We start from the raw sequence: 12,666 nt of genomic DNA on the forward strand, positions 1-12,666 counted from the left end.
GGTCACGGTAGCCTACTAGTAGTTTCTGGAAAGCTCCTGCCCAAGGGGTGCTCAGGTGGGCGATTTCACTGGAAGGGCCTCTGTCTGGCACAATTGACTAGCTGTCTACCGCTATGTCGGCGAACCCGGACAGAACTAAGCAACTAATGATCGGCCGAGGTGCATTTTTGCATGCCACCCGGCCGCGCGACCGCGAGGATGTATCACCGATGAACACGCTGGACTTTGTCGATCAGGCGTCGCTGCGCCAGGACGTGCCTGACTTCCGTCCCGGCGACACCGTCAACGTGCACGTCAAGGTGATCGAGGGCTCCAAGGAGCGCATCCAGGTCTTCAAGGGTGCCGTGCTCCGTCGCTCCGGTGGTGGCGTGAGCGCCACCTTCACCGTCCGCAAGGAGAGCAACGGCGTCGGCGTCGAGCGCACCTTCCCGGTGCACTCGCCCAACATCGACCACATCGAGATCGTCACCCGCGGTGCGGTCCGTCGCGCCAAGCTGTACTACCTGCGCGAGCTGCGCGGTAAGAAGGCCAAGATCAAGGAGAAGCGCTGACCGAGTCGGGACACGGCCCGGCCCCGGTAGAAGGACGTCCATAGTGTCCTATGACGTCTACTTCGTACGTCAGCACCCTCCCGAGAACTTCGAGGACGTTTCGGAGAACGAACATCCGTTGAAGGATTCGCCGGATCTACGTTCCCGGCTGATTGCCGAGATGAACACCCCCGAGGTTTTCGAGGGTTCGGACGGCAAGTGGGAACTCACCGATTCGCTCACCACCGTGCAGGTGAACTACGCACCCGACGGCGTGGGTATCGGTGTTTCCTACGGCGGTGCGACGTCGGACGAATTCGATACACGCGTCGAGCATTTGAAGCGGCTGGCGAAGATCATCGAAGAAGAGACCGGACTGACCGCGTGGGATCCGCAGGCGGATGCCGTTTTCGCTGATGTGACCTTGGACCAATCCCGTCGGGCGTTCGGAGAGTTCGAGAGCGTTCGCGACGATGTCGAGGCGGAGCAGGCGGAGAGTCCCGCTGAGGACTCCAAGGACGAATCCAATGCTGAAGACAGCGGATCCGGAATGCTCCGGGAGGTCGGCGTTCTCCTGCTGATCGCCTTGGTGCTCTACTGCATCACGCAGAACTTCATAGCCCGGCCGTACCTCATCCCCTCGGAGTCGATGGAGCCGACGTTGCACGGCTGCCGTGGATGCACCGGTGACCGGATCATGGTCGACAAAGTGGTGTTCCGGCTTTCTGACCCGGAGCCCGGTGAAGTGGTGGTCTTCAAGGGCCCGCCGGAGTGGAACGGCAACTACAAGTCGATCCGCTCGTCGAACACCGCCGTCAGGTACGTGCAGAACGCTCTTTCCTTCATCGGCGTGGTGCCGCCCGACGAGAACGATTTGGTGAAGCGCGTCATTGCCACGGGTGGGCAGACGGTGGAATGCCGCCCGGACACGGGGCTGACTGTCAACGGCAAGAAGCTCAACGAGCCCTACTTGGACCCGGAGACCATCGGACCGAATATCGATGGGTGCTGGGGCTTTCCGTTCGGCCCGATCACTGTGCCGGAAGGCAAGCTCTGGATGATGGGGGACAACCGCACACATAGCGGAGATTCCCGCGCGCACTGCCAAAGCCGGGATCGCGACGCCGGACTCGACGTCGATATCGAGCGCAAGATTTACTGCACCGGTGACCCCAACATCGGCACGGTGCCCGTGGCCAACGTCATCGGCAAGGCACGTTTCATCGCATGGCCGCCCGGTCGCTGGGGTGCCGTCAAAACGGTGAATCCCCAGACCTAGTTCTTGCGGGTATGAGTACCAGCTGGCCGCCACGTACGGTGATTCGCAAGGCATCCGGATTGCGAACCCTCGAATTGACCCTCGACAGAGTGGGATTGGGCCCGGTCGCCGGTGTCGACGAGGCGGGTCGTGGAGCCTGCGCAGGTCCGTTGGTGATCGCCGCTTGTGTGCTTGGCTCCCATCAGCGCAAAAGCCTTGCCGCGCTCAATGACTCGAAGAAGCTCACCGAGAAGATGCGCGAGACGCTGTTTCCCTTGATCTGCCGCTACGCCGAGGCGTATCACGTGGTGTCGGTGCCCGCCGACGAGGTGGACCGGATCGGCGTGCATGTGGCGAACATCGAAGGAATGCGCCGGGCGGTGGCCGGGCTGGGCGTCAAGCCCGGATATGTCTTGACGGACGGGTTCCGGGTGCCGGGATTGCCGGTGCCGTCCCTGCCGGTGATCGGTGGTGACGCCTCGGCCGCGTGCATCGCGGCGGCGAGCGTGTTGGCCAAGGTCAGCCGGGACCGGGTGATGGTGGCAATGGATTCCGACCATCCCGGTTACGGATTCGCGATACACAAGGGCTACAGCACGGCCGTCCATACCGAGGCGTTGCAGCGTCTGGGACCCTCGGCTCAGCATCGACAATCGTTCGTGAACGTGCGCAATGCAGCGCTGGGAAGTTCACAGGGGGGATAATGGAAGACCTATGAGCGCTGAAGACCTCGAAAAATACGAAACCGAGATGGAACTCTCGCTGTATCGCGAGTACAAGGACATCGTCGGGCAGTTCAGCTATGTGGTGGAGACCGAGCGACGGTTCTACCTGGCCAATAGCGTCGAGGTGATTCCCCGGAACACGGATTCCGAGGTGTACTTCGAGCTGCGACTCTCCGATGCGTGGGTCTGGGACCTGTTCCGGCCGGCACGCTTCGTCAAGCACGTGCGCGTCATCACGTTCAAGGACGTCAACATCGAAGAGGTCGACAAGCCAGAACTGCGCCTACCGGAGTAGATCTCCGGCAGACGCAGCTCGGCCTATGTGATTTACGGGATGCTCACGCATCCCACGTTGTCGACGCATCCACCGCCGCCGCCGGGTCCGCCGTGGCCGCCGCCGACACCCGGAATGCTGCCTCCGCCGCCGCCGGGTCCGCCGCCTCCCGTGGGGCCACCCGGAATACTGCCGCTGCCGCCGTCGGGTCCGCCGCCTCCGGTCGGGCCACCCGGAATGGCGCCCGAGCCACCATTGGGTCCACCGCCTCCCGTCACGCCGGGAGCCGGCGTGCCTTCGGGTGCACCGCTGGGCGCGGGGGTGGTCGTCGTAGTAGTGGTGGTTGTGGTCGTCGTGCTGGTACTTGTGGGGCTGTTGTCATTGCTTGTGCCGCATCCGGCCAGGGCTGCGCTCAAAGCAATGGCACATCCGGCAAAAACCTTGGCGGACTTGACTGTTCGCGTCTTCATCTGATGCTCCCGATTAGATGTGTGGGGCTTCTTTGATCTTGCTGTTCTCATTGCCCAGCGTCTTGCAGTAGGCCAGGGCGGAGTTCCGTGCTGCCGTGGTCTGCAGACCGCTGGGATCTTGTTGGTTCTCGTCTTTGAGCCACTTGTTGACCGCGTCGTTCTGTGTGTTCTCGTCCTGGGTGAGATATTCCTTGCACGTCGTGTCACCGCCCTGATTGATCACGCTGGAACAACCCGCCAGCGAGACCGCGGCCGCCGCGCATATGACCGCTGCGAACTTCTTGGATATGGACGGAATCACTACGGCCCCTTCTGTTGTGGACTGCTGGAATGTGCTGTTGGTCAACGTCTGCCGCTGACGAGGCGCAAGAGGAACAAGAGAATGCATGCGCCAACCAGCGCGGTGATGAAGGTCAGAATCCAGCCGAAACCATAGGTGCCGACGTCTAGCAGGCTCAGTAGGAATCCGCCCAGCAGTCCGCCCACGATGCCCACCACAATGTTGAGCAGAAGCCCCTGCTGAGCATCGGTGCCCATGATCTTGCTGGCTACCCAACCGGCGAGCCCGCCGATCACGATCCATGCGATCCAGCCGATGCCGAAGCCGAGGTGTGCTGCCGCAACATTGGCAGCCAGAGATGTGATCATGTGTAGGTTCCTGGTCTTTGTAGGGGTGGGGGCGGACCGCTGCGGCGGCCGGTGCTACTTCTCGGCTTGTTCGCGAGCCTCGTGCACGGCAGCCTCGGCGCGGGCCTTCTCTGCTTCCGCTTCCTTGGTGGCTACCTCGCGCTGGGCCTCGGCCTTGTCCTGCTGCGCCTGGCCTTCGCGCTCCAGTGACTCGTCGTCGGTGAGCTTGCCGAAGGCCTCCTTGGCCTTGCCCTTGACGTCTTCGACGACGCCCTTGATTCCGGCTTCGATTCCGTTGTCCCTGTTGTCATCGCTCATGTCTCGCTCCTTTTCAGTGCGTGTGTGCGGTGCAACCGCCCGGTGTCACCTCGTCGTGAGGTAACAAATCCACCGTAGCAAGGGTTGTGTACTACGTAAACTACTTCGTAAACAAACAGGTGCTGGCCAGGCGTTCAGCTGGCCGAGGTACCGTCTTGTGGACGGCGAAGCCGCCACGGGAACGCCGTCCTGGCCCGAGCCCAGATATGCACGGTGGGAGTGACGGACGCATTGGATGAGACGGAAAGCGCAGAGGTTGCCGGCAACCCCGAGGGGCGCCGACCGAGGTCACTGACCCGTGCCGAGATCCTCGATACCGCGATCGAGTTGGTGGACCGTGAAGGGTTGGATCAGCTGACCATGCGGCGCCTTGGTTCCGCCTGCGGGGTCGAGGCGATGGCCTTGTATCGCCACGTGCACGGCCGCCAGGACTTGCTCGGCGGCATCGTGGACCACTTGGTGGAGAAGCTGTACGACGATCAATTGGCGGCCCGTCGCCAAGAGGACGGCTGGCAGGACTATCTCGTCAGGCTCGCTCATGGTGTGCGTGCGATTGCGATCGAGCATCCGCACCTGTTTCCGACACTGGCGACGCGGCCACCGGAGGCCCCGTGGGTGCGACCACCGCTGCGCAGCATGAAGTGGATGGAGACGTTCCTGGACACGCTGATCTCCTACGGCTTTGATGATCGGACCGCGGTGTCCGCGTACCGCGCGTATACGACGTTCCTGCTTGGTCAGCTGCTGCTGGAGGTGTCTGCGCGCGGAGCCTCGTTGAGTTCCGTCGAAGACGAGCTGCCGGAGAGAACGCTGCGCAGTCTGTCGAACTATCCGAACCTGCAGCGGATGCAGAAACAACTCAGCGAGGATCACGGCGCAACCGAATTCGAAGAGGCGCTGGAATCCCTGCTGGACCGGCTGGAGAACGGCGCACCTCGTTAGTGCAGCAGGGTGCACGTCGCCCTGTGTGATTCGTTCGGATCGGGCAGATTCCGGGCATCTGCATGGGAATTGCCGTCCTTGGGTCGTCGTTCGAGTTGCGGATCCGATGTGTGTGCCCCATTCTCAGCCGATGGGCAATTTGCTGATGAGGGCGACGGCCATGATTGCGCCGGTAATTGTGGTAGCCGTGCCGCTGGGCTCGTCGCCCGCGGCCGTGTCTGCCAATCCGGTGCATTGTGCGCCGTCGACGACAAGTAAAGGTGTCTGCACCGCGAACCACGATGTGGAGATCAAGTCAGCACCCAACTCAAAGGACCTGCCGGGGCCCGCATCGGGCGCGATCGGCAAGGTGGCGCCGGTGGTTCACCCGGTCAAGATGTGGAACTAGTGAGTTACTGCGACTCCGCGTTAGAGCAGTAACTGCCCGACGACTCTGTGGATGTATTGCTCAAGGTTGCCCAGACCTGCCTTTTGGTACTCCGGGTCAGGTACCAGAACTAATGACATCACGATCCGCATAAGCACATCCGCAACGAATTCGGCACGGGCGGCTGGCAGCGGATCATGTAGCTGTTCATCCTGAAGTTGTGCAGCGATGTACGCCCGACCGAGCAGCTGTCCCGGTGGTTCCTGGTCGCGCCACATCCGGATAACTTGGTCTGGCTCGGAACGAATTATCCACTGCAAGGCCGGAATTCGTGAGGCGTTGTCCACCATGCGCGTGGCGATTGCCGCTGCGCGATTGTGGGTCGTATCAGTGTTCAGGGCGTACTGGGTGATATCGCGCAGTGCTTTGCTAACTTCTCGACGATAGGCAGTGTCGATCAGGTTCTGTTTGGAGCCGAAGCGGCGGAACACCGTCATGCGAGACATGTGTGCACGGTCGGCGACCATGTCGATGGTCAGACGCTGTTCCCCGCAGATTCCCAGGACCTCGACAGTCGCATCAAGGATGCGGATGTCGGACGGGGGAAGGGTGGCTGGATCCTCCGCTGTCGCCGCAGCGACGACATCCGGCCAGTTCATCGCGCCGGTGTCTGACATGTGTTCGATGATCCCACCTCGCTTCGCAGAGCCGGCGCACGTCAGGTGTTGACTAATGTGACTATTTTGATAACTATAGTAACATGACGGCATTTGATTGGGTCTCAACCTGGGCTTATAGCGGTTCGGGCGTGCTCCTCCCTGGCGAAGGAGGAGTACCGCTTGCTCCGGAACTTCATGCCAACCAGCTGGTCGCGTGGGTGTCGATCGCACTGGCGTACGGGGGCGCGGCGGCCGCATTGGCGTGGGTGCTGTGGAGACTCGTGAAACACCGGCAGGTGCTTCCTTTGGTGCTCTTCGTCGCGGGACTCGTCGCCGCCAATATCGAACCGTTGGGGGATCTGGTGGGTTCCATCGTCTATGCCAACGACACGCCCTGGTTCGGCTACACGGTGATGGGGCGACGAATGCCGGCGTGGATTCTTGTCGGAGCCTCGTCCTACGTGGCGATCGGTGGATACATCGTCTACCGGTACATATGTCAAGGCAAGTCCCTGCGCGATATCTTCCTGCTGTCCGCGGTGTATGTCGGCATTCCGGAAATCGTCATCGAAATGATCTGGCATTTCACGGGAGTCATCTCCTATTACGGAGACAATCCGACACGTGTCGGCGGCGTTCCGCTGTATTCGATCGTCCAGAACACCACTCTGCTGCCGGTGTACGGCATCGTGATTTTCTACGCGGTGAAGTACCTCAAGGGTTCTCGGATCTGGCTATTGGTTTTCTTGATTCCTGCGACGACCATCGGCTACATCGTGGGCGTGAGTTGGCCTGCGTACCAGGCGGTTCAGTCTTCTGCACCCATCGTGGTGACCTGGTTGGCCGCCGCTGCGGTGATCGTCACATCGATTCTGTCGACTTATCTGCTGCTGCAGATACCGGAACTACGCCGGATTCGTGATGTGGCGGCTGCGGGGGAGTCCGGTCAACCGCAACCTCAGCACGCGGCGGTGACGGCATGAGTTCTGCGACTATTAGCCCTGCCGACGTGACTGGTCTGCCGATTCCGCCCGGGCCTTCGGGTGTCAAGGGCGCGGGCGCCCTGGCCCGACTGATCCGTGACCCATGGCTGTATCCGTTGAAACTCACCCAGAAGTATGGCGATATCGTCTCGATCCCAACGCCATTCGTGAAGACGATTTACGTCGGTCACCCTGATTGGGTTGACCATGTACTGGTTCAGAACCCTGACCGCTATCGGCGTTCGGACATGGTGGCCAAGCAGATGGTGCCTCCCAAGCTGGGCCACAACTTCTTCGCCTTCGCCGATGATCCGGAATGGCGTCGGGGACGTTCTCTGTATCGACCGAGTTTCACTCAGAAGAATCTTGCCGAGTTGGGGGATCTGTTCACCGCGTCGGTCACTGCGCAAGTGGATAGTTGGGCGCACGCTCACGGTGCCGCAGAGGGCTATCTCGATATCGAGGAGATGACCCGAAAGCTTGCTCTGATCGTGTTGTTCAACGCAATGTTTGACGAGTACCTTTCGCCACGAATGCTGGAAGCGTCAATGATCAAGAAGACGATCAGCTTCGGGATGTTGGCGACGACAGCACGGGTGGGCATGTACTCATTCCCGGCGTGGGTGCCCCGGCCATTTCAGCGGCGCATGGACAGCATGCTCGAAATGATCATGGGCGGTGCGGACCAACTCATCGAGATGAGGCGGCGCCACCCCACCGAGCGCACCGACATTCTGAACCTGTTGATCAATGCCACCTACGACGATGGCTCGCCCCTCGAGAACGACAAGATCGCCGTCGAAATTGCCGGAATGATTGTTGGTGGACACGAGACCACGGCGGCTGCCTTGGCGTGGACATTCGCGCTGGTGTCCGGTCATCCGGAGATCGAGCGGCGGCTCATCGCCGAAGTCGACAGCTTGGACGGGAAACCCGTGACAGTCGCGGATATGGCCAGGCTGCCGCTGGCTCGAGCTTGTTTTGATGAGGCGCAACGCCTTCAAGGGGGATTGGTCATCAATCCCAAAACTGCTCTTGTCGATGACGAGATGGGTGGATACCGGATTGCGGCAGGGACGACGATTCTGTATTCCTCGCTTGCGTTGCAGCGCGATCCACGATTCTGGCCCGAGCCCAACCGTTACAACCCGGATAGATTCCTGAACAACGAAGCCGACCTACGCGCATTCGTTCCCTTCGGGCGTGGGCAGCGTCTATGTCTGGGGATGCGGATGGCCTATATCGAGGCGGTTCTCACCATCGCAACGGCGTATCAGCGATACCGATTCGAGTTGCCCAAGGGTTATGAACCTCGGCACCAGTACCGCATGTCGATGGGCTTGAAGGGTGGGCTGCCCGCGAGAGTTGTTCGGCGCTAGTGGGTGCACAGTGGTCGTCGCTCGAGATTGTGCTGGTCACGGCTGGTGTCCTGACCGACGGCGAGATTGCCCGCCGAACCGGTAGAACTGTCCGGGCGGTGTCTGCTCAGCGTCAGCGTCTCCATCGGAAACGTGCGATCCGGCTCGGGTTGTACCCGCATAGGCGCGGGACTCCTGACGCGACCAAGCCCGTGTTCTCGGTGTTGCAGCGGCTGCCGGTCCCCCAGGAAGTATCGCCTTCGGCTGGGTCCTGTGAATCAATGGCGGATTGTGGATAACTGCTCTTGGTGCGGCCTTCGCGCTTAGGGTGCGTCGGTGCTGGCGCGGATGGTGACGGCATGACGACTACCACGCGTGCACAGATCGGTACCCGCGGAGAGGATCTCGCCGCCGACTACCTACGGGAGGACGGGTTTACGATCCTCGATCGCAATTGGCGCTGCCGCCACGGGGAGATCGACATCATCGCGGCTCGTGACGAGTTGTTGGTTTTTGTCGAGGTGAAGACCCGAACCGGCCACAGATTCGGAACGCCGGCGGAAGCGGTCACGTACACCAAGCTGCGTAGATTGCGCCGGCTTGCGGGTATCTGGCTGGCTACGCAGCGTGGCTCATGGTCGGCGGTGCGCATCGATGTGATCGAGGTCCGATTAGGACGGACCGCACCGGAGATCACTCATATTCACGGGGTGAGCTGAGATGGCATTGGGGAGGGCGTATTCCGTCGCGGTCAAGGCGGTGACTGGCCAGACCGTGGAGATAGAGGCCGATATCAGTGCGGGACTACCCGGAGTGCACCTGGTCGGTCTGCCCGATGCCGCACTGCAGGAATCTCGCGACCGCGTGCGTGCGGCGATCACCAACTGCGGGTTCACCTGGCCGGCATCGCGGCTCACCCTGGCCCTGTCGCCGGCCACGCTGCCGAAGATGGGGTCGGTGTACGACCTCGCGCTGGCCACCGCGGTGTTGTCGGCCAACAAGGCGATCCCGCCGATAAGACTGGAAAAGACGTTGCTTCTAGGGGAGTTGGCGCTTGACGGGCGAGTTCGCCCGATCCGAGGCGTGCTACCGGCGGTGCTGGCGGCCAAGCGCGATGGGTGGCCAACCGTGGTGGTTCCTCAGGCGAATCTGGGCGAGGCCGGGCTGGTCGAGGGTATCGAGGTCCTGGGCGTCCAGACCCTACGTCAGCTGACCGCATGGCTGTGCACCGAGGGCGAGCTTGATCCGGTGCTGCCGTCGGATTTTCGGCAAGAGGCCGACATTCCGGACATGGCGGACGTCGTCGGTCATGCCGACGCGCGCTTCGCTGTCGAGCTGGCAGCGGCCGGTGCGCATCACCTCATGTTGACTGGGCCGCCCGGGATAGGGAAAACGATGCTGGCGCAACGCCTACCGGGTCTACTACCGCCGCTGACCGACGATGAGGCGCTCGAGGTGACGGCGGTCCATTCGGTAGCGGGTCTATTGACGGCCCAGCAGCCGTTGATCACCGAACCACCGTTTGTGGCGCCGCACCACACCTCGAGTGTCGCGGCGCTCGTCGGCGGCGGGTCCGGTACTGCGAAACCCGGTGCGGTCAGCATGGCCCATCGCGGGGTGTTGTTCCTCGACGAATGTGCCGAACTGTCCACCCCCGCACTGGAAGCATTGCGCACCCCGTTGGAGGACGGGGAGATTCGACTGGCACGGCGTGACGGAGTCGTCGCCTACCCAGCCCGATTTCAACTGGTGCTGGCGGCCAACCCGTGTCCGTGTGCTCCCGCCAATCCGCGTGATTGCACCTGCCCAGCTCCGCTGCGTCGCCGGTATCTCGGCAAGTTATCGGGACCTCTCCTTGATCGGGTGGATCTTCGGGTCCGGATGCACCCGGTCAGCGAAGCCGCGCTCAACGACGCTGCCGAGGGCACGGCGCTGGTCCGCGAGCGCGTCCTACTGGCTCGGGACCGGGCTTCGCGCCGGTGGTCCGACTACGGATTTCGTGTGAACGCTGATGCGCCAGGGCCGCTGCTGCGCAAGGAATTTCGACCGTCGCGGGCGGTGATGGAGCCGCTGCGCAATGCCATGGAGCGTGGTCTCATCAGTGTTCGGGCACTGGATCGATGCTTACGTGTCGCGTGGACCCTGGCAGATCTCGGCGGACGCGATCTACCGAGCACCGAGGACGTCAAGCTCGCATTGAGCTTCCGTGACAAGCGATGAGCGGCGAAATGGCCGATTGGGCCTACCTGTCACGTGTCTGCGAGGCGCCCAGCGCGGAACTTGCGGCTATGGTGTCGGTGTTCGGAGCACAGGAGACCGCGGCGCGGGTCCGGCGGCTGGATGTCCCCGAACAAGTGCGGACAATTGTGCGGGCTAGGCACGATGTTGACCGCAGCCGTGAGGATTTGGAGATTCTGTCGCGTCTCGGTGGACGCTTGGTGACACCCACGGACGCGGAATGGCCGCAGTGGCAGTTCCAGGCTTTCGGATCGGTGGATACCAAGCGGATGCCCAGCGGGCGTGTCCCGCTCGCATTGTGGGTAGTGGGTGAGCACTCGCTTTCTGAGGTCACGTCGCGGGCCGCGGCGCTCGTCGGGACCCGGGCGTGCAGCGGATATGGCGAACACGTCGCGGCGGAGCTGTCCGCGGGTCTGGTGGCCCGGGATGTGACAGTGGTCTCAGGCGCCGCATTCGGGATCGACGGGGTCGCGCATCGCGCCGCCCTGGCCTGCGACGGAATGACGGTCGCTGTGCTCGCGGGCGGGGTGGACGTGCCGTATCCGTCGGGCCACTCCGGGTTGCTCTATCGAATCGCCGGGCATGGACTGGTGATCAGTGAGTACCCGCCGGGGGTGCGACCCGCTCGATATCGGTTCCTGACGCGGAACCGGCTGGTGGCGGCTCTCTCCGGGGCGACCGTCGTGGTGGAGGCGGGTGTGCGCAGTGGGGCTGCCAACACCGCGGCCTGGGCGCGGGCGTTGGGGCGGCCGGTCGGCGCGGTACCGGGACCGATCACCTCTGCTGTGTCGGCGGGTACCCACATCGAGATTGCCGATCGGGGAGCCCAGCTCGTTGTCTGCGCGCAGGATGTGGTCGCTCTTGCGGGCAGGTTGGGTGAGTTCGCGCCCGATCCGGACCGCCCTACCAGCATCGTTGACGGCCTCGGCGAGGACGAGAAACGTGTCTACGAGTCCTTGCCCGGGCGCGGCAGCACGACGGTGCAGGAGTTGGTTCGTGAGTCGGGATTGAGCACGGGCCGGGTTCGCGGTGCGCTGGCGATTCTGGAGCTCGAGCAGTTGGTGGTCGAGGCCGCGGGGGACTGGAAAATCAGGCGCACCAACTTGGTTCGCAGAGCCAGCGCTTAGTCCCCTTGGTATGCAGATGAATTCATGATCGGCAATACCATACGCATCCGTGCGCTTCCAGCGCTGCGGCAGTGTTTGCCAACTGTGTCTTCATCTAGTTTCTGAGACAATTAGATCAATTCATTCTGATGCGGGCTCGGTTTTGACGTCGGAGTCGGAAGATCCAGATCATCCGAACTTCCCAGGCGCAGAAAGCCTTTCGAATAGGCTGAGCATGCATCGCGACCGGTGCCTATTGCCTTGCGGCGGTGGATGATTCCTGTGAATATGCTGATATTCGTTGCGTCATGAACGTATTCCAGGCATATTTGAATGGAAGTGTCCTGAATGGTCTGTGCATGTCGGGGAGATCTGCAGGGACTGTTGGCCTCGGCGCTGAGGTGACGCGAATTTTCAAATTCGTCTGCAGCAGATGGCATTTCGATAGATATCAGAGAGTCTCGTGACTGGGCTCATCTTCTCACCTTGTGTTGAGCGTCACATACGCACCATACCCCGGTAGGGTATACATGAATTATGGGATCTGATCCGAAGTCCTCCTGGGCGGCACTCAAAGAGGGTAACCAGCGATTTGTCGAGGGCACCCCACAGCATCCGAGCCAGGGAGTCGCGCGTCGGGCCGAGTTGGCCAATGGCCAGAACCCCAATGTGTTGTTGTTCGGCTGCTCCGATAGCCGGGTGGCCGCGGAGATCATTTTCGATCAGGGCCTGGGTGACATGTTCATCGTGCGTACCGCTGGTCAGGTGATCGACTCGGCGGTGTTGGGTTCTATCGAGTACGCGGTGGCGG

General features: G+C 62.0%; 17 protein-coding genes. 12 read left to right on the forward strand and 5 right to left on the reverse strand.

Annotated features, from left to right (window positions below; all coding sequences use genetic code 11):
- Window positions 1-209: 209 nt before the first annotated feature.
- From rplS to BKG76_RS00425, 4 genes are read left to right on the forward strand one after another with little or no spacing between them, the layout of a single operon-like run.
- Window positions 210-551 carry a 50S ribosomal protein L19 gene (gene rplS / locus BKG76_RS00410; protein ID WP_070935005.1) on the forward strand — a complete coding sequence of 114 codons (342 nt, stop codon included), beginning with the start codon at window positions 210-212 and terminating at the stop codon, window positions 549-551.
- 43 nt (window positions 552-594) lie between these two features.
- Window positions 595-1,809 (forward strand): signal peptidase I, encoded by a 1,215-nt coding sequence (gene lepB, locus BKG76_RS00415; protein ID WP_070934961.1) that lies wholly within the window; start codon window positions 595-597, stop codon window positions 1,807-1,809.
- An 11-nt stretch (window positions 1,810-1,820) separates the two neighbouring features.
- Window positions 1,821-2,492, forward strand: coding sequence for a ribonuclease HII (locus tag BKG76_RS00420; RefSeq protein ID WP_070934963.1), 672 nt, complete (start codon window positions 1,821-1,823; stop codon window positions 2,490-2,492).
- Between the two features lie 10 nt (window positions 2,493-2,502).
- Window positions 2,503-2,808: a DUF2469 domain-containing protein gene (locus tag BKG76_RS00425; protein ID WP_005056986.1), complete on the forward strand. Its 306-nt coding sequence runs from the start codon at window positions 2,503-2,505 to the stop codon at window positions 2,806-2,808.
- Window positions 2,809-2,840: 32 nt separating this feature from the next.
- Here BKG76_RS00425 and BKG76_RS24120 read toward each other — a convergent pair whose 3' ends face one another.
- From BKG76_RS24120 to mbp1, 4 genes are read right to left on the reverse strand one after another with little or no spacing between them, the layout of a single operon-like run.
- Complete coding sequence (locus tag BKG76_RS24120) at window positions 2,841-3,257, reverse strand: hypothetical protein (RefSeq protein ID WP_083337859.1); 417 nt, start codon at window positions 3,255-3,257, stop codon at window positions 2,841-2,843.
- 13 nt (window positions 3,258-3,270) lie between these two features.
- The gene (locus tag BKG76_RS00435; RefSeq protein WP_083337860.1) at window positions 3,271-3,558 is read right to left on the reverse strand and encodes a hypothetical protein; all 288 of its coding nucleotides are present in this window, start codon (window positions 3,556-3,558) and stop codon (window positions 3,271-3,273) included.
- 41 nt (window positions 3,559-3,599) lie between these two features.
- A complete protein-coding gene (locus BKG76_RS00440) occupies window positions 3,600-3,905 on the reverse strand; it encodes a GlsB/YeaQ/YmgE family stress response membrane protein (protein ID WP_070934968.1) in 306 nt (101 codons plus the stop codon).
- Window positions 3,906-3,959: 54 nt separating this feature from the next.
- Entirely contained in the window at window positions 3,960-4,202 is a 243-nt protein-coding gene (gene mbp1 / locus BKG76_RS00445; protein ID WP_070934970.1) for a microaggregate-binding protein 1, read from the reverse strand.
- Window positions 4,203-4,433: 231 nt separating this feature from the next.
- Between mbp1 and BKG76_RS00450 the strand changes: the two genes are divergently transcribed.
- Entirely contained in the window at window positions 4,434-5,144 is a 711-nt protein-coding gene (locus BKG76_RS00450) for a TetR/AcrR family transcriptional regulator (RefSeq protein WP_070935009.1), read from the forward strand.
- Between the two features lie 130 nt (window positions 5,145-5,274).
- A complete protein-coding gene (locus BKG76_RS00455; protein ID WP_236737503.1) occupies window positions 5,275-5,532 on the forward strand; it encodes a hypothetical protein in 258 nt (85 codons plus the stop codon).
- A 20-nt stretch (window positions 5,533-5,552) separates the two neighbouring features.
- Here BKG76_RS00455 and BKG76_RS00460 read toward each other — a convergent pair whose 3' ends face one another.
- Window positions 5,553-6,188 carry a TetR/AcrR family transcriptional regulator gene (locus BKG76_RS00460; RefSeq protein WP_070934972.1) on the reverse strand — a complete coding sequence of 212 codons (636 nt, stop codon included), beginning with the start codon at window positions 6,186-6,188 and terminating at the stop codon, window positions 5,553-5,555.
- 83 nt (window positions 6,189-6,271) lie between these two features.
- Between BKG76_RS00460 and BKG76_RS00465 the strand changes: the two genes are divergently transcribed.
- From BKG76_RS00465 to BKG76_RS00490, 6 genes are all read left to right on the forward strand, one after another.
- A complete protein-coding gene (locus tag BKG76_RS00465) occupies window positions 6,272-7,153 on the forward strand; it encodes a hypothetical protein (RefSeq protein ID WP_070934974.1) in 882 nt (293 codons plus the stop codon).
- A complete protein-coding gene (locus tag BKG76_RS00470) occupies window positions 7,150-8,532 on the forward strand; it encodes a cytochrome P450 (protein ID WP_070934976.1) in 1,383 nt (460 codons plus the stop codon). The genes BKG76_RS00465 and BKG76_RS00470 overlap by 4 nt, the downstream gene beginning before the upstream one ends.
- A 338-nt stretch (window positions 8,533-8,870) precedes the next feature.
- Window positions 8,871-9,230, forward strand: coding sequence for a YraN family protein (locus BKG76_RS00475; RefSeq protein WP_070934978.1), 360 nt, complete (start codon window positions 8,871-8,873; stop codon window positions 9,228-9,230).
- 1 nt (window position 9,231) lies between these two features.
- The gene (locus BKG76_RS00480) at window positions 9,232-10,731 is read left to right on the forward strand and encodes a YifB family Mg chelatase-like AAA ATPase (protein WP_070934981.1); all 1,500 of its coding nucleotides are present in this window, start codon (window positions 9,232-9,234) and stop codon (window positions 10,729-10,731) included.
- Entirely contained in the window at window positions 10,728-11,876 is a 1,149-nt protein-coding gene (gene dprA, locus BKG76_RS00485; RefSeq protein ID WP_070934983.1) for a DNA-processing protein DprA, read from the forward strand. Before BKG76_RS00480 ends, dprA begins: the two co-directional genes overlap by 4 nt.
- A 516-nt stretch (window positions 11,877-12,392) precedes the next feature.
- Window positions 12,393-12,666: carbonic anhydrase (locus BKG76_RS00490; RefSeq protein ID WP_330220030.1), on the forward strand; the 274-nt coding region annotated here is incomplete at its 3' end.

It is taken from the genome of Mycobacteroides franklinii (genome assembly GCF_001853795.1).
GTDB classification, from domain to species: Bacteria; Actinomycetota; Actinomycetes; order Mycobacteriales; family Mycobacteriaceae; genus Mycobacterium; species Mycobacterium franklinii.